The following is an 18,596-nucleotide window of genomic DNA, read 5'->3' on the forward strand; positions in this document are numbered from 1 at the left end:
GTCGGGCTCGGGGCTCCGGGCTCCGGGCTCCGGGCTCCGGGAGACGGGAGCGGGGCGGGTCGACATCGGTCGGCCCGCCCCGCTCCCGTGTCCCGGGCTCAGCGCCGCCGCTGCGTCCGCACGGATCCCGTCGCGGTCGACACCGTGCCGGTGGCGACGCCGATCGACCCGGTGATGGTGGCGATCGCACGGCTGACGACCGGCACCGAGCTGGTGACGACCGCGAGCGAGGACGTGATCGCCTCGACCGACGTCGTGGACAGGTGCTCCTGCGCGTGCGTGTGCACCGGGAAGCCGCGGCGCGCCGCGAGCACGACGCCGAGCGAGCCGATCAGCACGACGGCGCCGGCGAACGGCAGGTACTGCAGGCCGATCGCACCGAGCGCCTGCCCGCCGACGGCTGCCCCGCCCGCGATGCCGATGTTCGACGCGCCGTTGACGAGGGCGCCGGCGATGTCGGGGGAGACGCCGCCGGTGCGGATCGCCGCGGCCATGAAGAGGGTGCCGGTCGTGCCGTTCGCCGCCATCCAGACCCCGGCGACCACCATGGTGCCGAACAGCGAGCCGTGCACGAACGGCAGCACGGCGAAGGCGGCGGCCATCACGGCGACGGCGGCGATCAACGTCTGCCGCGGTGCCCGGTCGACGAAGGTGCCGGCGAGCCAGAGGCCGACGATGCCGGTCCCGCCGAGCACCAGGAGCGCACCGCTCACCATGCCGGCGTCGAGCCCGGCGTCGATCGCGTACGGGCCGATGTAGGTGTAGACGACGTAGTGCCCGGCGAAGAGCAGCAGGTCGGCGACGACGACGGAGAGCAGTCCGGTGCGGGCCCACGCGCGGGGTGAACCGATGTGCGGGGACGCGGTCCCGCTGACCGCCGGCAGGAACGCGACCGCGACCAGCGCGAGGACGGCTGCGGCGAGCGCGACGGAGCCGACGGCGGGGCGCCACCCGATCGTCTGCGCGACCCAGGTGGCCAGCGGCACGCCGAGGACGAAGCCGAGCGAGCTGCCGGAGTAGACGAAGGCGATCGCGCGTCCGGCCAGCCGTGGGGGCACGATCCGCGTCGCGTAGGCCGACGCGACCGAGAAGAAGAGCGCGTGTGCGACGCCGCCGACGACGCGACCCGCGCAGACGACGGCGAAGCTCGGCGCGACCGCGACCAGCACGTTCGAGACGGCGTAGCCGACCAGGGTCGACACCAGGACCGCCTTGCGGGGGAGCCGCGCGGTGAGCGACGTCAGCGGGAGGGCGAGGATCGCCACGGCTGCGGCGTAGACGGTGACGACGAAGCCCATCGTCGACTCGCTGACGCCGAGGTCGCGGCTCATCGTGCCGAGCAGCCCGACCGGCATGAGCTCCGTGGTGATCGCGAAGAAGGTGGCGAGCCCGAGCACGGCGATGCCGACGATCGACCGGTTGGTGACGGTGATCGGCCGCGTGCTCGTCGACACGGCCGAGGTGGTGGTGTTGGTGGACACGCTGCTGACCTCCTCCGGGGAACGCCGGAGCACGCGTCGGACCGGCCGTCGTGACGGCGGTGCGCGGTGCGCGCTCGCGGTGGGTGTGGTCCGGGTCGAACGACCCGGTCGGGTTGTGACGACTCCACGGCGAGTGCGCACATCCAGTGTTGCACGGAGCATCCGGATCGCGCGAGGGGGTCGCCGAAGAATCTTGTAGCGCTCCAACGAGATGCTCGGACGAGCATTCCCGATCAGTTCTCGTTCGTCACCGTGCCCTGCACACCGCCGCCGCGCAGGGTGACGGTGAGCGTGCCGCTCATCGACTGGGCGGAGAGCGAGACGTTCCCGTGCAGGGCGTCCTCACGCGGGTAGCAGGCGGTGGTCGACTCGAGCCGGTTCGCGGTCGCCACCAGGCAGATGGTCTCGCGGTCGGTCCCGACCCCGGCCCACACGTTCCACGGGGTCTCGAAGGCGCTGCCGTCCAGGGCCCGGTTCGTGAACACGAGCCGGGTCGTGCGGAGGCTCACGGGCGCCTCGACCGGGCCCGGCAGCTGGTCCGCGGAGGTCTGCGGGATGTCCAGCAGCTCCTCGAGGGTGATCGCGCCGGGTGTCGGTGTCGTGCTGGGCGCGGCGGCCAGCTGCCCGTCGGTCGTGCCCACCAGCGTGCCCGCCGCGAACGCCAGGCCGACGACCGCCGCCGCGCCGAGCGCGATCCAGGCGCGCGGCCGCGCGGTCCAGAGCAGTCCGCTCACCCGTGTCCGCCACGCGGGCCTCCCGGCCTGGAGGTCCGCCCCGCCCCCGGCGCGGACGGCACCCGGTCCCGTGGCCGGTTCCTGCTCGCCCTCCGGCCCGACCGGGTCGGCGGGCGCCGACGCACCGGCCGAGCCGGGCCCGGTCCGGATCGGCCCCGCCGCCGGTGTCGGTCGGTCAGCGGTCGACGCAGCGACGGACGACCGTCCGGCCGCGCTCGTCGTGCGGGCCGCCGGACGTGCGTCGTCGGTCGTCGTCCCGGCCGGCGGTGTCGCGCCCGGGACGGTGCTGCCGTCCCGCAGCCCGCGGAGCTCGAGCCGGGCGCGCGCAGCGTCCTCGGCCGCGACCCCGGCTCCCCACGCGAGGGCCTCGAGTCGTGCCCGTTCCGCCGTGACGTCCTCGTCGGCCATGCGCACTCCCGGTCCGGACGCACCGGACACCCACATGCTCCCACCCGGACGACGGCACGTCCGCCCCCCGAGCGGGAGGTGTCCAGTCCCCGAGGCGTAGACGGGTGGCATGAGCACCGACGCAGGAACCGGGCACGACGCCTCCGGCCACGACCAGACCCGGCACGACGCCGAGCCCGAGACGCTCGAGCCCCTGAGCCACGACACCCAGTCCGGCGAGGCCGACTACGTGGCGACGAGCCCCGGCGGCAGCGGGACCGAGCGGCACGTCCCCACCCCCGACGAGGAGCAGGGCCGTGGCACCGAGTACGACCCCGTCGACCAGGGGCCCCAGCAGGAGGGCCAGGGCGGCTGAGACCGGCCGCCCCGCGCCCCCCTGCCCGGCTCAGCGGACGATCCGGCGCAGCACCGCGCGTTCCCCGAGGGTCCAGACGGCGCTCGTAACGACGTAGAGCGTCGCGGCGAGCGGGACGACCGCGGCGAGGACGACCGACGCGAAGGGCGCCCAGCGCGCCAGGGCAGCGGCCGGACCGGCCCCGGGCGTACCGGCGGCCGGCTCCGCCGTCGGGTTCCAGTGCACGGTGGCCCGGCGCGACGCCTCGACCACCACCGCCATCACGACGAGCAGCACGAGTACCACCCAGGCGTGGCTCCACAGCGGCGACGCGAGCGCCACCAGGAGCGTGTGCCCGAGCGGGATCCCGACCAGTGTCGCGTCGAGCAGGGCGTTCGCGGCACCGGCGACCGACGCGTGCGTGAAGAGCGCGTACACGAGCGAGAGGACCGGAGCCTGCGCGAGCACCGGGAGGCACCCTGCCAGCGGGGAGACGCGCTCGGAGGTGTACAGGCGCTGCACGGCCTCCTGGAGGCGTCGCGCGTCCGCACCGTGGCGCCTGCGGAGGGCGGCGAGCTGCGGGGCGAGTCGACGCCGGTCGCGCTCGGCCCGGACCTGCAGGACGGCGAGCGGGACGAGCACGATGCGCACGCCCAGGGTGAGCGCCACGACGGCGAGCGCCGCTGCGGCGCCACCGGCAACGGGGGACAGTGCTGCGGTGAGCGCGGTGAGCAGGTCGACGCCGGCGCGCAGCAGGTCGCCGACGACGGGCAGGGTGGTGATGTCCATGACGTTCCGTTCGAGTGGAGGGGTCCGTGACGACGTGACCCGACCACCCGCGGGCGGTCAGGCCGGGGTCGGCGCTCCCGGTGCTCGCGACCGCACCTGGCCGTCGGCGTCGGGGTGGCTCCACGCGATGCGGGTCGGCCGCTCCACCGCTGCGCCCGTCCGCTCGGAGCCCTCGGCACCCGGATCGACACCGAGCGCCGTCGCGAGCAGCCGGACGACGAGCACCGTGACGGCGACGGCGGCGAGGCCGAGCGCGGCGACGGCGAGCAGGGGCGCCGGGGAACCCGACGGACCGAGCAGGCCGACATCGCCGATCTGCAGCACCGCGAGGGCGCGCAGCAGGAGTTCGACGACGGTCATGGTCCGTTCAGCGTAACCCCCGCGTGCCGTCGAGGACCGGCAGTCCCGGACGGGCAGGATCGCAGGCATGACCGCAGGATCGCCGAGCACCCCAGCGACCCTCGCCCTGGAGCGGGCGGGGATCCCGTTCACGCCGCACGTCTACGAGCACCACGAGACCGCGACCAACTTCGGTGAGGAGGCCGCCGCGGCACTGGGGCTCCGTGAGGACCAGGTGTTCAAGACGCTCGTCGTCTCGGTGGACGGGCAGCTGGCCGTGGCGGTCGTGCCGGTCGCGAACCGCCTGGACCTCAAGGCCATCGCAGCTGCCCTCGGCGGCAAGAAGGCGACGCTCGCCCAACCTGCCCTCGCCGAGAAGCGGACCGGGTACGTGGTGGGCGGGATCAGTCCGGTCGGACAGAAGACCAGCCTGCGGACGGTCGTCGACGAGACCGCGCTCGAGCACCCGAGCATCTTCGTCTCCGGCGGGCGTCGCGGGTTCGACATCGAGGTCGCGCCGGCCGACCTGGTCCGCGTCACCGGCGCCTCCACGGCGGCCATCGCGAGGACCTGAGTCGGTCTGACGCAAGTTTCTTCACCCGGCGGGAATGGAGCGGGTCCTCCAGCGTTGCATTGAGTCGAAGGCACTCAAGCTCCCAGGAGGTCCCTTTGCCAGCAACGTTCGGCCCGACCGGTGGCGACGACGCGTTCGACGCGTTCCTCGCGCGGCTCATCGCGGCCCAGCAGTCCGGTGCCCAGCGATCCGTCCCGCTGGGACGCCCGGTCGACATCACGCGGCTCCTCAGCCGACGAACCCACGAGGTGCTCCAGCACACCGCCGAGTACGCCGTCGCACAGGGCCAGCACGAGATCGACGCGCTGCACGTCCTGCACGTGCTCGTGCGCACCGAGCCCTTCACCGCGGTCCTGCGCACCGCCGGTGTCGACCCGGAGCAGTTCGCCGCCGAGGTCGAGCAACGCCTCCCCGCGCCGACGGAGCCGCGTCCCGGGCGCACCGGGCAGCCCGCCCTGACCGGGACCGCACAGCGGATCCTGCTCGAGGCGACCCAGGCCGCCAAGGCCTTCGGCAGCACCTACACCGACCCCGAGCACGTCTTCTTCGCGCTCGTCACCGACCAGGACACCGTCACGGGGCAGCTGCTCGCGAGCGCCGGTGTCACCCCGCAGCACCTGCAGGAGCACGCCCAGCAGGCCGCGGCAGCAGCACGAGAGGGGCGCCCGATGCCCGGAGCCACCGAGACCACCGCCGACCCCACGAACGGCACGACGAGCGACACCCCGACGCTCGACCAGTTCGGCACCGACCTCACCGAACGCGCCCGCGACGGACGCATCGACCCGGTGATCGGCCGCGCCGACGAGATCGAGCAGACCGTCGAGATCCTGCTCCGCCGCACGAAGAACAACCCCGTCCTCATCGGTGAGCCCGGCGTCGGCAAGACCGCGATCGTCGAGGGGCTCGCGCAGCGGATCACCGACGGCGACGTGCCCGCGCTGCTCCGGGGCAAGCGGGTGGTCGCGCTCGACCTCGCCGGCATGCTCTCCGGCACCCGGTACCGCGGCGACTTCGAGGAGCGCCTGACGACGGCGATGGACGAGATCGCGGCGCACGCGGACGAGCTGATCGTCTTCATCGACGAACTGCACACCGTCGTCGGCGCCGGGGGCGGTGGCGAGGGCGGCTCCATGGACGCCGGCAACATCCTCAAGCCCCGCCTGGCCCGCGGCGACCTGCACCTGGTCGGCGCCACGACGCTGCGCGAGTACCGCCGCATCGAGAAGGACGCCGCGCTCGAGCGGCGCTTCCAGCCGGTCCGGGTGGGGGAGCCGAGCATCGAGGACGCCGTCGCCATCCTCGGCGGCCTCGCCCCGCGCTACGCCGAGCACCACGACGTGACCTACACCGACGACGCCCTGCGCGCCGCGGTGGAGCTCTCGCACCGGTACGTGACCGACCGGCACCTGCCGGACAAGGCGATCGACCTCATCGACCAGGCTGGGGCACGACGCCGTCTCGCCCTGTCGGGTGACGTCGACGTCGAGGCGCTCCGTGACCAGGTCGCGGAGCTGCAGGCCGACAAGGACCGCGCGGTGGCCGAGGAGCTGTACGAGGAGGCGTCGCGCCTGCGCGACGAGATCGACGGACTGGAGGCGCAGATCACCGCCGCCTCGCAGGGGGACGCGAGCAGTGCCTCCCGGCCGTCGACCGCCGACCGCGTGATCACCGAGGCAGACGTCGCCGAGGTCGTGTCGCGTGCCACCGGCATCCCGGCGACCCGGATCTCGCAGGGTGACCGCTCGCGCCTCGCCGCGCTCGAGGACGAACTCCACGAGCGCGTCGTCGGCCAGGACGACGCCGTGCGCGCCATCGCGACCGCCGTCCGACGCAGCCGGACCGGCATGGGCGACCCGCGTCGTCCCGTGGGCAGCTTCCTGTTCCTCGGCCCGACGGGCGTCGGCAAGACCGAGCTCGCGAAGGCCCTGGCCGGATCGCTCTTCGGCGACGAGTCCGCCATGCTGCGGTTCGACATGAGCGAGTTCGGCGAACGGCACACCGTCTCTCGCCTGGTCGGTGCCCCTCCCGGGTACGTCGGTCACGAGGAGGCCGGGCAGCTCACCGAGCGCGTCCGTCGCAACCCGTACTCGGTGGTCCTGCTCGACGAGGTCGAGAAGGCGCACCCGGACGTCTTCAACCTGCTGCTGCAGGTGCTCGACGACGGCCGCCTCACCGACGGACAGGGACGGACGGTCGACTTCCGGAACACCGTCGTCATCATGACGTCGAACATCGGCTCGGAGTTCCTCGCATCGCGCTCCGGTGCGCTCGGGTTCTCGGCCTCGGCGGACGGCGGCTACTCCGAGGAGGACCTGCGCGCCCGTGTGATGGGCAGGCTGCGCGAGTCGATGCGGCCCGAGTTGATCAACCGCATCGACGAGATCGTGCTCTTCCGCAAGCTGTCGCAGGAGCAGCTGCGGTCGATCGTCGACCTGCTGCTGCAGGACACCGCGCTCCGGCTCCTCACCCAGGGGATGACCCTGGCGGTGTCCGAGGCGGCGACCGACTGGCTCGCCGAGCACGGGTACGAGCCCGAGTACGGCGCCCGTCCGCTCCGTCGACTCATCCAGCGCGAGGTCGACGACCGCATCGCGACCCTGGTGGTCGACGAGCAGGCGCACGCCGGCGACACCGTCCGGATCGACCTCGAGGACGGCCGGCTCGTCGCCCGGGCGTCAGCCCCGGCGACGGTCTGATCCGACCCGCTCACACGGAACGGCCCCGGCACCTCAGCGGTACCGGGGCCGTTCCGCGTCCTGCGACGTCCTCGTGTGTTCTCGGATGCAATTCCGGAAATGTTCGAGAAAGGGGTTGCGCTCGCATTCCCGACGCCGATAGTGTTCACGAGCATCACCGGCTGTACGAGACCGAGAGGGGGCCGACAATGATGATCGCCATGACGAACCCGTTCCGTGGAATCCGTGGGATCGGCGGCACCCCGCTCCGTTCGCACTGACGCGGGACGCCCCGCTCCAGCCGTTCTCCTCGATCGACCGAGGTCCCGCTCGTCGCTGCCCTGAGCACGCGGTGGTGCGGTTCCGATCGTCGTCGCACAGCCCCGCTGTGCCGCACCACACACGCCGTGCAGGCCACGGCTGCCCGTCCAGCTGACGGACGCCCGTCCCGTTGACGGACGCCCGTCCCGTTGACGGACGCCCGTCCTGCTGACGGCAGCCGGGGGCGCGGCGTGGTGGATCGAGGTCGGACCGCGAGCGGCGGACGTCTCTCCGACGATTCCACTCGGTGACCCGATCGGTCACCGACAATGCAGCCGCGCGCATTCCTGCGCGCCCTGCCGATCATTCTCGCCCGCATTCACCGGGCGTTCTTCGCGAACCCGTTCCCGGCGCATCCACGCGGTCGGCGGTCGGGATCTCCGTCCTGCCCTCGGGCACCCACGAAAGGCACCATCGTGTCGAACGACATCGACGTCCGTCCCCCCGACACCCGCGCGGTGCGCCGCCGGGTCACGCTCGCCGACCGCATCGCCCTCCGGATCGGCATGTCGCTGATCATCTGGAGTCGTCGGACGCACCACGTGCGTCCGTCGGTCGACCACGCCACCCGTCAGCGGCTCGACCGCGAGCGGCGCGAGCGCGAGCTCGAGCTGCTCGTGCGGAGCGCCGCGATGCGCATGTGGCGCTGACGCGCCGCCACCCGGCCCGGCTGCGCCGACGCGGCGGCGCGCGTCCGGAGCCGCAGCCGCAGCCGCAGCCGCGACAGCGCCGCGCGCACGGCCTCCGCACAACCAGAAGCACCTCGCGCCATGCGATCGCATGGCGCGAGGTGCTTCCCGTTGTGCTCCGCGACGAACGCGGCGCCCGCCGCGTCCGCTGGGCTCGCCGCGCCCGCCGCACCTACGGCACCCGCCCCGCGCGGGACCGCGACCCCGCGCCTACCGCTTCCGGTTGGCCACCAGTGCGACCGCGTACGACGGGAACCACGTCCCCGCCGCCGGCCCACCGTTGCAGGTCCCGTCGCTCGCCCCCGGGGTCTTCACCCAGAGCAGGGCGTCGAGCCGGGTCGTGCCCGCTGCGACGTGGGGCTTCCCTCCGAGACCGGCACCGGTCGGGTTGCACCAGGTGCCGAGCCACCCACGACCGTTCCTCGACACGTCGACGACGTACCGTGCTCCACCCGTCATCGCGCTGAGCCGCTCGGCGTAGGCCCGCTCACCGTCGACGCCGTAGAAGTTCGCGACGTTCGTGAAGAACCCCCGGGCCTGGGCGACACCGGCTTCCCGCAGGTACGTCGCCTGGAGCTCCGCGGGGTTCCAGTCCTCGTTCCCGCCGTCCAGGTAGGTGGGGACCCCCGCGGCGGCGTACACGCGCACGGCCGCCGCGATGAGGCCCGGCCGTCGGGCTCGCTCGGCGGTGCACGTGCTCAGGTGTGCCAGGGAGTCCGGCTCGACGATCACGACGGCCCGGTGCCCCTGGAGGTCGGCCGCGATGCGACGGTTCCACGCGGCGTACCCGGACGGTGTGAGGCCGCCCGCCGAGTACCCGCCGCAGTCGCGGTTCGGGACGGCGTACGTGACGAACACCGGCGTCGTGCCCGTCTTCTCCGCGGCGGCGAGGTTCCGCGCGATCACCCGGTCCAGCGCGTCGCCCGTGTACCACTCGCCGAGCCAGATCGCGATCGGCTGCTGCGCGATGGTGCGGGCCGCTGCGGCCTCGGTCGTCCTCCCCGCCGCGCTGAGCGCCGCCGCGGCCTGGGCGGGCTGGCTGTCCGGCTGCCGGTACAACCCACCGGCGAAGACCTGCCCGGGCGTCGCGGAGTGGAGGGCAGCGCGCGGCAGCGGCGCGGTGGACGCCGCCGTCGCAGCCGCGGGGAACGTCACGGTGCCCCCGACCACCGCCGTCGCCACGACGGCGAGCGCGACCATCGTCCTGATCCTCGAGTACATGGTCCCCGTCCTGTGTCCGTCCGCTGCCGGGACGTCCCTGCCGTCCCGCTCCACCTGCCGCAGACCATCAGAACCCGCGGGGCGGCGTCGGGGCGATCTCCAGAACGAGGGACAGGCGACGGACGGCCGGGCGCGTGCGGCGCCTGCGGTCGCGTACCGTTGTGCGGTGACCGAAACCGCAGCTGCACTCGTCGAACGCCTGACCGCCATCGTCCCGGACTTCCCGAAGCCCGGCATCCTGTTCCGCGACGTGACGCCGGTGTTCTCCGACCCCGTGGCGTTCGGACGGGTCTGCGAGGCCCTCGCGGCGCCGTTCGCGATCGGTGCGGGGTTCCAGGCGGTCGCCGGCATCGAGGCCCGCGGCTTCGCCCTGGCCGGTGGCATCGCGGCCCAGCACCAGGTCGGCGTGCTGACGGTCCGCAAGGCCGGCAAGCTGCCCGGCGAGGTCCTGAGCGAGCAGTACGCGCTCGAGTACGGCGAGGCAGAGCTCGAGCTCCGGCCGGGCCAGCTCCCGCAGGGCACGCGCGTGCTCGTCGTCGACGACGTCCTCGCGACCGGGGGCACCGCTGCGGCGACGATCACGCTCCTCGAGCGTGCCGGGTACGAGGCGATCGGCTTCGCGTCGCTGCTCGAGCTCGACGGGCTCTCCGGTCGGGAGCGCCTCGAGCCGCGCCTGCCCGTCACGACGCTCGGCCGCGTCCCCGCCTGAACCGCTGCCGCCGGCCTGAACCGCTGCCGCCGGCCTGGACCGCTGCCGCCGGCCTGGACCGCCGCGGCCGCGCCTTCACCGCGGCGGCCGCGCCTGGACCGCCGCGGCCGCGCCTGGACCGCTGCGGCCGCGCACTAGTCTTGACCCACCCCTGAACCAACCGAGGAGCACCACGATCGTGACCGACGCAGTCGCACCAGAGCCCGCAGACCTGCCCCAGGCACCCGAGCCCCGCACCGCGACGACGGCCACGACGGGCACCGAGCTCTTCGACGGCGTCCGCGGTGTCGTCGCGATCCGCGTCGGCGGGGTGCTCAAGGACCTCGCGGCCGACGTGGAGGCGGGGGAGACCGTCGAACCGGTGACGCTCGACGAGCAGGACGGCCTCGACATCCTCCGGCACAGCGCCGCACACGTGCTCGCGCAGGCAGTGCAGCAGATCAACCCGGACGCGAAGCTCGGCATCGGCCCGCCCGTCACCGACGGCTTCTACTACGACTTCGACGTCGCCGAGCCCTTCACCCCCGAGGACCTCAAGGCCATCGAGAAGGGCATGGACCGCATCGTCAAGCAGGCCCAGCGCTTCCGGCGCAAGGTCGTCACCGACGACGAGGCCCGCGAACTGATGACGGGGGAGCCCTTCAAGCAGGAGCTCATCGGCCTCAAGGGCGCCGCGGCCGAGGGCGACTCCGGCGAGAGCGTCGAGGTCGGGGCCGGCGAGCTCACGGTCTACGAGAACGTCGACCCGAAGTCGGGCGAGGTCGTCTGGCAGGACCTCTGCCGTGGCCCGCACGTCCCGCACACCCGGTGGATCGGCAACGCGGCGAAGCTCATGCGCGTCGCGGCGGCGTACTGGCGCGGCTCGGAGAAGAACCCGCAGCTGCAGCGCATCTACGGCACCGCCTGGCCGGACAAGGACCAGCTCAAGGCGTACCTCGTCCGACTCGAGGAGGCCGCGAAGCGCGACCACCGCAAGCTCGGCGCGGAGCTGGACCTGTTCTCGTTCCCGGACGAGATCGGCTCGGGCCTGGCGATCTTCCACCCGAAGGGCGGCATCATCCGCCGCGAGATGGAGGACTACTCGCGCCGCCGGCACGAGCAGGAGGGGTACTCCTTCGTCTACACGCCGCACATCACGAAGGGCGACCTGTTCGAGCAGTCCGGCCACCTCGGGTGGTACAAGGACGGCATGTTCCCGGCCATGCACATGGACGAGGCCCGCGACGAGGACGGCAACGTCACCCGACAGGGTGCGGACTACTACCTCAAGCCGATGAACTGCCCGATGCACATCCTGGCGTACCGCTCGCAGGCCCGCTCCTACCGCGACCTGCCGCTCCGGATGTTCGAGTTCGGCACGGTCTACCGCAACGAGAAGTCCGGCGTCATCCACGGCCTGACCCGCGTGCGCGGCATGACCCAGGACGACGCCCACATCTTCACCACGCAGGAGAAGATGAAGGAGGAGCTGACCACGACGCTCGAGTTCGTGCTCTCGCTCCTCCGCGACTACGGGCTCGACGACTTCTACCTCGAGCTCTCCACGAAGGACCCGGAGAAGTACGTCGGCGACGACGAGGTGTGGGAGATCGCCACGAACACCCTGCGCGAGGTCGCCGAGGAGTCGGGCCTCGAACTCGTCCCGGACCCCGCCGGTGCGGCGTTCTACGGTCCGAAGATCTCCGTCCAGGCCCGCGACGCGATCGGTCGCACGTGGCAGATGTCGACCGTGCAGCTCGACTTCAACCTGCCCGAGCGCTTCGAGCTCGAGTACACGGCCCCGGACGGCTCGCGGCAGCGTCCCGTGATGATCCACCGCGCCCTGTTCGGCTCGATCGAGCGCTTCTTCGGCGTCCTCACCGAGCACTACGCGGGTGCGTTCCCGGCGTGGCTGTCCCCGGTGCAGGTCGTCGCGATCCCGGTCGCCGCGGAGTACGGCGACTACCTCGACGAGGTCGTCGCGAAGCTCCGTGCGCACGGTGTCCGCGCCGAGGTCGACCACTCGGACGACCGGATGCAGAAGAAGATCCGCACGCACACCAAGGCGAAGGTGCCCTTCCAGCTGATCGCCGGTGGCGACGACCGCGACGCCGGGGCGGTCTCGTTCCGCTTCCGCGACGGTCGCCAGGACAACGGCGTGCCGGTCGACGAGGCGGTCGACCGCATCCTCACTGCGATCCGCGACCGCGCGCAGGTCTGATGGACCGCACGGGAGGCACGGAGTCCGTCCCCGGGACCGGTCACGTCGTCGACGTGGCCGGCTCCGGGGCCCCGGCCGACCCCGGGAGGCCGGCCGGCTCCGCAATACCGGCCGACCCCGGTCCGCAGGTCGTCGACACGGGCCGTGCCGCGGGCACCGGCAGCGCGGACGACCCGCTGGTGATCCGCGACGCGGCCACGGGTGCGGCGGTGCCGGACGCCTTCCAGCGCCTGTGGAACCCGCACCGCATGGCCTACATCGACGCCGGGCGGGAAGGTCGGGGCCGCGGGCACGAGGACGACTGCCCGTTCTGCGAGGCGCCGCGGAAGTCCGACGAGGACGCCCTGATCGTCGCCCGCGGTGAGCACGCCTACGTACTGCTCAACCTGTTCCCGTACAACAACGGGCACCTGCTCGTCTGCCCCTACCGCCACGTCCCGCTGTACGACGAGGCGACCGCCGAGGAGATCCGGGAGATCGCCGAACTGACCCAGACCGCGATGCGCGTACTGCGTGCGGTGTCGCACTGCGACGGCTTCAACATCGGCATGAACCAGGGCGAGATCGCGGGCGCCGGTGTGGCCGCGCACCTGCACCAGCACATCGTGCCGCGGTGGGCGTCGGACTCGAACTTCTTCCCGATCATCGCCCGGACGAAGTCGATGTCCCAGATGCTCGGTGACACCCGCCGGCTCGTCGCCGACGGCTGGCCCGCTGCGGACTAGACTGTCGGCATCATGAGCGACAGCACCAGCACCTCGGGCACCAACGGCACCTCGATCACCGGCTCCGACCGCGTCAAGCGCGGCCTGGCCGAGATGCTCAAGGGCGGCGTGATCATGGACGTCATCGACGCCGAGCAGGCCCGCATCGCGGAAGAAGCCGGCGCGACCGCCGTCATGGCCCTCGAGCGCGTCCCCGCCGACATCCGCGCGCAGGGCGGCGTGGCCCGCATGTCCGACCCGTCGATGATCGAGGAGATCATCGCCGCCGTCTCGATCCCCGTCATGGCGAAGGCCCGCATCGGCCACTTCGTCGAGGCGCAGGTGCTGCAGGAGCTCGGCGTCGACTACATCGACGAGTCCGAGGTGCTGTCGCCCGCCGACTACGTCAACCACATCGACAAGTGGAAGTTCACGACGCCCTTCGTCTGCGGCGCCACGAACCTGGGCGAGGCACTCCGCCGCATCACCGAGGGCGCGGCGATGATCCGCTCCAAGGGCGAGGCCGGCACGGGTGACGTGTCCGAGGCCACGAAGCACATCCGCACCATCTCGAAGGAGATCGCTGCGCTCCGCCACCTCAAGGAGGACGAGCTCTACGTCGCCGCGAAGGAGCTCCAGGCCCCGTTCGACGTGGTGAAGGAGGTCGCGCAGACCGGCAAGCTCCCCGTCGTGCTCTTCACCGCCGGTGGTGTCGCCACCCCGGCCGACGCCGCGATGATGATGCAGCTCGGTGCGGACGGTGTGTTCGTCGGGTCCGGCATCTTCAAGTCGGGCGACCCGGCGAAGCGCGCCGCGGCGATCGTCAAGGCCGTGACCTTCCACGACGACCCGAAGGTCATCGCCGAGGTGTCCCGCGGTCTGGGCGAGGCCATGGTCGGCATCAACGTCGCCGACGTCCCCGCTCCGCACCGCCTCGCCGAGCGCGGCTGGTGAGCGCCCGACCCCGCATCGGGGTCCTCGCGCTGCAGGGTGACTTCCGCGAGCACATCGCCTCGCTGACGGAGCTCGGCGCCGACGTGGTGCCGCTCCGTCGGCCCGAGGAGATCGAGGCGCTCGACGGCGTCGTGATCCCCGGCGGTGAGTCGAGCGTCATGGACAAGCTGTCCCGGACGTTCGGCATCGCCGAGCCACTGAGCGCAGCGATCCGCGGGGGACTCCCCGCCTACGGCACCTGTGCCGGGATGATCATGCTGTCCTCCCGGATCGCCGCGGGCATCCCGGGGCAGCAGACGCTCGCCGTGCTCGACACGACCGTGCGCCGCAACGCCTTCGGCAGCCAGAACGACTCCTTCGAGACCGACATCCCGATGCCGGCACTCGGCGAGGCCCCCGTGCACGCTGTGTTCATCCGCGCCCCCGTGGTCGAGGAGCACGGCGCCGGCGTCCAGGTGCTCGGTGCCCTCGCCGACGGGCAGGTCGTCGCCGTGCAGCAGGACACCGTGCTCGCGAGCGCGTTCCACCCCGAGGTCGCCGGCGAGGACCGCTTCCACCGCCGCTTCCTCGACATCGTCCGCAGCGCCTAGGTCCTCCCGACCCGCAAGACGCAACGTCGGCGGTTCCTCGCAGCGGGATCGCACTGCGCGATGTCGCCGACGTTGCGTTTCGCGCAAGGGGGCGGGGCGGCGGTGATCCGCGCCTCCCGGCCGGTAGACTGGTCCGGATCTTCCGCTAGACGCAAGGAGCACCGTGTCCGGGCATTCCAAGTGGGCAACGACGAAGCACAAGAAGGCGGTCATCGACCAGCGCCGTGCAAAGTCGTTCGCCAAGCTCATCAAGAACATCGAGGTCGCCGCGAAGATGGGCGGCGCGGACCTGTCGGGCAACCCGACCCTGGTCGACGCCGTCCAGAAGGCCAAGAAGACCTCGGTCCCGAACGACAACATCGACCGTGCGATCAAGCGCGGCGCCGGCCTGACCGGTGAGTCGATCGAGTACACGACGATCATGTACGAGGGCTACGGCCCGAACGGTGTCGCGATGCTCGTCGAGTGCCTCACCGACAACAAGAACCGTGCTGCGGCCGAGGTCCGGACGGCGATGTCCCGGAACGGCGGCACCATGGCCGACCCGGGCAGCGTCGCCTACAACTTCTCGCGCAAGGGCGTCATCTCGGTCACGAAGACCGACGGTCTCGACGAGGACACCGTGATGACGGCCGTCCTCGACGCGGGTGTCGAGGACGTGGTCGACCAGGGCGGCGGCTTCGAGGTCATCACCGAGGCGAGCGACCTCGTCGCGGCGCGCACGGCGCTGCAGGACGCCGGCATCGACTACGACTCGGCCGATGCCGAGTTCGTCCCCGGGGTGAAGGTCCCGGTCGACGCCGACACCGCCCGCAAGGTCTTCAAGCTGATCGACGCACTCGAGGACAGCGACGACGTGCAGAACGTCTACGCCAACTTCGACATCCCCGCGGAGGTCCAGGCCGAGCTCGACGAGGACGAGGACTAGTCCGGTGCTCCGTGTGCTCGGGGTGGACCCCGGGCTCACCCGGTGCGGCGTCGGCGTCGTCGAGGTCGCACCGAACCGGCGCGCACGACTCGTCCACGTGACGGTCGTGCGCACGCCCGCGGACATGGCGTTGGAGCAGCGGCTCCTGCGCATCGCCGACGGCATCGCTGCCGAGATCGACGACCACCGCCCCGACGCGGTGGCCGTCGAGCGCGTCTTCGCGCAGGCGAACGTCCGGACCGTCATGGGCACCGCGCAGGCGGCGGGGTTGGCGCTGCACGCCGCCGCCGCCCGTGGGCTGCCCGTCGGGCTGCACACGCCGTCGGAGGTCAAGGCGGCGGTCACCGGCTACGGGAACGCCGACAAGCGCCAGGTGCAGACGATGATCGCGCGGGTGCTCGGGCTCGACGAGGCCCCGAAGCCCGCCGACGCCGCGGACGCGCTCGCCCTGGCGGTCTGCCATGCCTGGAGGCTCGGATCACCCGACCGGGTCGGTCCCGGCCCGTCGACGCTCACCCCGGCACAGCGCGCCTGGCGGGACGCGCAGGCCGGGGTCGCGGACACGCCGCTCGCGCGTGCCGCTGCCGCGGCATCGCGTCCGGGTGCCGCCGCGCGGCGGGCCGGCGCCGTCGGTGGGCGGCCCTAGGCTCGTGGGCATGATCGCGAGCCTCCGGGGAACCTGCATCGACGTCTCCGGATCGGCCGTCGTGGTCGAGGTCGGGGGAGTGGGGTACGCCGTCACGGTCACCCCGGCGCACGCACTGACGATGCGCCACGGGTCCGAGGTGTTCCTGCGCACGGCGATGATCGTGCGCGAGGACGAGCACCTGCTCTTCGGCTTCGAGTCGACCGACGCGCTCCAGGTGTTCGACCTGCTCCGCAGCGTCTCCGGCGTCGGGCCGAAGTCGGCGCTCGGTGTCCTCGCCCACATGGACCCGGCACAGGTCGCGAACGCCGTCGCGAGCGAGGACGACGCGGCGTTCCGCAAGGTGTCCGGCATCGGCCCGAAGACCGCGAAGCTCATCACGGTCGCCCTCTCCGGCAAGCTCGTGGCCTTCGAGCAGGCGCCTGCGTCCGCGACGGCCGCGGGTGGCAGCGCGCACCCGGCCGCGCTCGACGTCGTGTCGGCGCTCGTCGGACTCGGCTGGCGCGAGGACGCGGCACAGTCCGCCGTCGACGCCGTCGTGGCGAGCGACCCGGGTGCCGCTGCGATGGGCACGCAGGCCCTGCTCCGCGCCGCGCTCGGCACCCTGCGTCCCGCGGGGGCCGGCCGGTGAGCGGGATCACCTCGGCGGGAGCCGAGTCGCAGGAGGAGCTCGCCTTCGAGGGCGCGCTCCGACCGAAGTCGCTCGACGAGTTCGTCGGGCAGCGCAAGGTCCGCGGCCAGCTCGACCTCCTGCTCAAGGCGGCGGCCATGCAGGAACGCACCCCCGACCACATCCTCATGGCCGGTCCGCCCGGGCTCGGCAAGACGACCCTCGCGATGATCGTCGCGCACGAGTCCGGTCGGCCGCTGCGGATGTCGAGCGGCCCCGCGATCCAGCACGCCGGCGACCTCGCCGCGGTGCTGTCCTCCCTCGTCCCCGGCGAAGTGCTCTTCATCGACGAGATCCACCGGATGGCGCGCTCGGCGGAGGAGATGCTCTACCTCGCGATGGAGGACTTCCGGATCGACGTGATGGTCGGCAAGGGAGCCGGCGCGACGAGCATCCCGCTCGACCTCGCGCCGTTCACCCTGGTCGGTGCGACCACGCGTGCCGGGCTGCTGCCGAACCCGCTCCGCGACCGCTTCGGCTTCACCGCGCACCTCGAGTTCTACGAGAAGGACGAACTCGAACAGGTGCTGATCCGCGCGGCGCACCTGCTCGACCTGCGCATCGACCGGATCGCCCTGCGCGAGATCGCCGGTCGTTCCCGCGGCACCCCGCGCATCGCGAACCGCCTGCTGCGCCGGGTGCGCGACTACGCCCTCGTGCACGGCACCTCGGACGGGATGGCCGCCGTGCAGGGGGCGCTCGACCTGTACGACGTCGACGAGCTCGGGCTGGACCGGCTCGACCGCGCCGTCGTCGAGACGATGCTCACGCGGTTCGACGGTGGCCCCGTGGGCCTGAACACCCTGGCCGTCTCCGTGGGCGAGGAGTCCGAGACGATCGAATCGGTGGTCGAGCCCTTCCTGGTCCGCGTCGGACTCGTGACCCGGACGCCCCGCGGGCGGATCGCGACCCCGCAGGCCTGGCGTCACTTCGGGATGTCCCCGGGCGAGGGAGCCGGCGCACAGCCCGGTCTGTTCGACGACTGACCCCGTATACGATATTCTGATCCCGGCTGCCCGAGTGTCATGGTCGGCCCGCACGGACTCAGGCGGTTGCCCGATCGCGGACACGCCCGTGCCCTAGACTGCTACGGCCCGAAGCCGAGCAGCGACCGCTCCGGCTGGATCCGAGCAACCAGAGAAGGCACCGCCCCCATGGACCAATCACTCTTCCTCATCGTCATCATCGTGGCGTTCGCCGCGTTCATGTTCTACAGCAGCCGTAAGCGCAAGAAGCAGCAGGCGGAGCTCCAGACGAAGATGGTCCCGGGCTCCCGTGTCATGCTCTCGTTCGGCCTCTACGGCACGCTCGTGTCCGTCGACGACGACAAGGTCACGGCGGACGTCGAGGTCGCCCCCGGCACCATCGTGACGGTGCACCGCCAGACGCTCTCGCGCGTGGTCGACGAGGACGCGTCCGACGTCGAGACCGCCGTGGTGGCCGACGACGAGACCACCGCCCCGAAGCCGGTCACCGAGCTCAACGGCGAGCCCGTCTACGGCGAGCGTGTCGACGAGACCGACCCGACGAAGCGCAAGACCGAAGACTGACGCCCTCGGCCGCCGGGTCCACCGACCCGGCGGCCACACCCTTGCCGCCGGCCGTGAGGTCGTCGGTCCTGAACAGA

General features: G+C 72.4%; 19 protein-coding genes. 14 read left to right on the plus strand and 5 right to left on the minus strand.

Annotated elements, in window-relative coordinates; genetic code table 11:
* Positions 1 to 98 precede the first annotated feature (98 nt).
* On the minus strand, positions 99 to 1,481 hold the full coding sequence (locus tag Q9R28_RS02400) for an MFS transporter (protein ID WP_311205393.1): 1,383 nt from the start codon (positions 1,479 to 1,481) through the stop codon (positions 99 to 101).
* Between the two features lie 233 nt (positions 1,482 to 1,714).
* Positions 1,715 to 2,623 (minus strand): hypothetical protein, encoded by a 909-nt coding sequence (locus Q9R28_RS02405; RefSeq protein WP_311205394.1) that lies wholly within the window; start codon positions 2,621 to 2,623, stop codon positions 1,715 to 1,717.
* Between the two features lie 109 nt (positions 2,624 to 2,732).
* Here Q9R28_RS02405 and Q9R28_RS02410 point away from each other — a divergent pair, with 109 nt between their 5' ends.
* Positions 2,733 to 2,978 carry a hypothetical protein gene (locus Q9R28_RS02410; protein WP_066654269.1) on the plus strand — a complete coding sequence of 82 codons (246 nt, stop codon included), beginning with the start codon at positions 2,733 to 2,735 and terminating at the stop codon, positions 2,976 to 2,978.
* Positions 2,979 to 3,008: 30 nt separating this feature from the next.
* Here the strand turns inward: Q9R28_RS02410 and Q9R28_RS02415 are convergent, their stop codons facing one another.
* Positions 3,009 to 3,746 carry a membrane protein insertase YidC gene (locus Q9R28_RS02415; RefSeq protein ID WP_251155477.1) on the minus strand — a complete coding sequence of 246 codons (738 nt, stop codon included), beginning with the start codon at positions 3,744 to 3,746 and terminating at the stop codon, positions 3,009 to 3,011.
* A gap of 57 nt (positions 3,747 to 3,803) precedes the next feature.
* Positions 3,804 to 4,106, minus strand: a complete 303-nt coding sequence (locus Q9R28_RS02420; RefSeq protein WP_271826124.1) for a hypothetical protein — start codon at positions 4,104 to 4,106, stop codon at positions 3,804 to 3,806.
* A 67-nt stretch (positions 4,107 to 4,173) separates the two neighbouring features.
* Here Q9R28_RS02420 and ybaK point away from each other — a divergent pair, with 67 nt between their 5' ends.
* The 3 genes from ybaK to Q9R28_RS02435 all read left to right on the plus strand — a co-directional run bounded on the left by ybaK (position 4,174) and on the right by Q9R28_RS02435 (position 8,308).
* Positions 4,174 to 4,659 (plus strand): Cys-tRNA(Pro) deacylase, encoded by a 486-nt coding sequence (gene ybaK, locus Q9R28_RS02425; protein ID WP_066654277.1) that lies wholly within the window; start codon positions 4,174 to 4,176, stop codon positions 4,657 to 4,659.
* A gap of 95 nt (positions 4,660 to 4,754) precedes the next feature.
* Positions 4,755 to 7,358: an ATP-dependent Clp protease ATP-binding subunit gene (locus tag Q9R28_RS02430; protein WP_311205395.1), complete on the plus strand. Its 2,604-nt coding sequence runs from the start codon at positions 4,755 to 4,757 to the stop codon at positions 7,356 to 7,358.
* A gap of 716 nt (positions 7,359 to 8,074) precedes the next feature.
* Positions 8,075 to 8,308, plus strand: coding sequence for a hypothetical protein (locus tag Q9R28_RS02435; RefSeq protein WP_209682613.1), 234 nt, complete (start codon positions 8,075 to 8,077; stop codon positions 8,306 to 8,308).
* A gap of 249 nt (positions 8,309 to 8,557) precedes the next feature.
* On the opposite strand, the gene Q9R28_RS02440 is transcribed toward Q9R28_RS02435, so the two are convergent.
* Positions 8,558 to 9,568, minus strand: a complete 1,011-nt coding sequence (locus Q9R28_RS02440; protein ID WP_311205396.1) for a glycoside hydrolase family 6 protein — start codon at positions 9,566 to 9,568, stop codon at positions 8,558 to 8,560.
* Positions 9,569 to 9,734: 166 nt separating this feature from the next.
* Here Q9R28_RS02440 and Q9R28_RS02445 point away from each other — a divergent pair, with 166 nt between their 5' ends.
* From Q9R28_RS02445 to yajC, 10 genes are all read left to right on the plus strand, one after another.
* A complete protein-coding gene (locus Q9R28_RS02445) occupies positions 9,735 to 10,277 on the plus strand; it encodes an adenine phosphoribosyltransferase (protein ID WP_066654284.1) in 543 nt (180 codons plus the stop codon).
* A 211-nt stretch (positions 10,278 to 10,488) separates the two neighbouring features.
* Positions 10,489 to 12,477, plus strand: coding sequence for a threonine--tRNA ligase (thrS, locus tag Q9R28_RS02450; RefSeq protein WP_066658210.1), 1,989 nt, complete (start codon positions 10,489 to 10,491; stop codon positions 12,475 to 12,477).
* A 176-nt stretch (positions 12,478 to 12,653) separates the two neighbouring features.
* Positions 12,654 to 13,202, plus strand: coding sequence for an HIT domain-containing protein (locus Q9R28_RS02455; protein WP_251155514.1), 549 nt, complete (start codon positions 12,654 to 12,656; stop codon positions 13,200 to 13,202).
* Positions 13,203 to 13,214: 12 nt separating this feature from the next.
* Positions 13,215 to 14,135, plus strand: a complete 921-nt coding sequence (pdxS, locus tag Q9R28_RS02460) for a pyridoxal 5'-phosphate synthase lyase subunit PdxS (protein ID WP_066654286.1) — start codon at positions 13,215 to 13,217, stop codon at positions 14,133 to 14,135.
* Positions 14,132 to 14,725, plus strand: a complete 594-nt coding sequence (gene pdxT / locus Q9R28_RS02465) for a pyridoxal 5'-phosphate synthase glutaminase subunit PdxT (RefSeq protein ID WP_311205397.1) — start codon at positions 14,132 to 14,134, stop codon at positions 14,723 to 14,725. Before pdxS ends, pdxT begins: the two co-directional genes overlap by 4 nt.
* 163 nt (positions 14,726 to 14,888) lie before the next feature.
* Positions 14,889 to 15,653 (plus strand): YebC/PmpR family DNA-binding transcriptional regulator, encoded by a 765-nt coding sequence (locus tag Q9R28_RS02470; RefSeq protein WP_209682603.1) that lies wholly within the window; start codon positions 14,889 to 14,891, stop codon positions 15,651 to 15,653.
* A gap of 4 nt (positions 15,654 to 15,657) precedes the next feature.
* Positions 15,658 to 16,299, plus strand: coding sequence for a crossover junction endodeoxyribonuclease RuvC (gene ruvC, locus Q9R28_RS02475; protein WP_235426326.1), 642 nt, complete (start codon positions 15,658 to 15,660; stop codon positions 16,297 to 16,299).
* 10 nt (positions 16,300 to 16,309) lie between these two features.
* Positions 16,310 to 16,930 (plus strand): Holliday junction branch migration protein RuvA, encoded by a 621-nt coding sequence (ruvA, locus tag Q9R28_RS02480; RefSeq protein ID WP_311205398.1) that lies wholly within the window; start codon positions 16,310 to 16,312, stop codon positions 16,928 to 16,930.
* A complete protein-coding gene (gene ruvB, locus Q9R28_RS02485; RefSeq protein ID WP_209682599.1) occupies positions 16,927 to 17,955 on the plus strand; it encodes a Holliday junction branch migration DNA helicase RuvB in 1,029 nt (342 codons plus the stop codon). The genes ruvA and ruvB overlap by 4 nt, the downstream gene beginning before the upstream one ends.
* 168 nt (positions 17,956 to 18,123) lie before the next feature.
* Positions 18,124 to 18,519, plus strand: coding sequence for a preprotein translocase subunit YajC (yajC, locus tag Q9R28_RS02490; protein WP_271826993.1), 396 nt, complete (start codon positions 18,124 to 18,126; stop codon positions 18,517 to 18,519).
* Positions 18,520 to 18,596 lie beyond the last annotated feature (77 nt).

The organism is Curtobacterium sp. BRD11, from assembly GCF_031844345.1.
GTDB lineage: Bacteria > Actinomycetota > Actinomycetes > Actinomycetales > Microbacteriaceae > Curtobacterium.

Bases quoted from the DNA above. Each gene is read 5' to 3' on its own strand.
- Q9R28_RS02415 (WP_251155477.1), bottom strand. From the start codon at position 3,746: ATGGACATCACCACCCTGCCCGTCGTCGGCGACCTGCTGCGCGCCGGC.
- yajC (WP_271826993.1), top strand. From the start codon at position 18,124: ATGGACCAATCACTCTTCCTCATCGTCATCATCGTGGCGTTCGCCGCG.
- ruvA (WP_311205398.1), top strand. From the start codon at position 16,310: ATGATCGCGAGCCTCCGGGGAACCTGCATCGACGTCTCCGGATCGGCC.
- pdxS (WP_066654286.1), top strand. From the start codon at position 13,215: ATGAGCGACAGCACCAGCACCTCGGGCACCAACGGCACCTCGATCACC.
- Q9R28_RS02410 (WP_066654269.1), top strand. From the start codon at position 2,733: ATGAGCACCGACGCAGGAACCGGGCACGACGCCTCCGGCCACGACCAG.
- Q9R28_RS02405 (WP_311205394.1), bottom strand. From the start codon at position 2,623: ATGGCCGACGAGGACGTCACGGCGGAACGGGCACGACTCGAGGCCCTC.
- Q9R28_RS02440 (WP_311205396.1), bottom strand. From the start codon at position 9,568: ATGTACTCGAGGATCAGGACGATGGTCGCGCTCGCCGTCGTGGCGACG.
- ybaK (WP_066654277.1), top strand. From the start codon at position 4,174: ATGACCGCAGGATCGCCGAGCACCCCAGCGACCCTCGCCCTGGAGCGG.
- Q9R28_RS02420 (WP_271826124.1), bottom strand. From the start codon at position 4,106: ATGACCGTCGTCGAACTCCTGCTGCGCGCCCTCGCGGTGCTGCAGATC.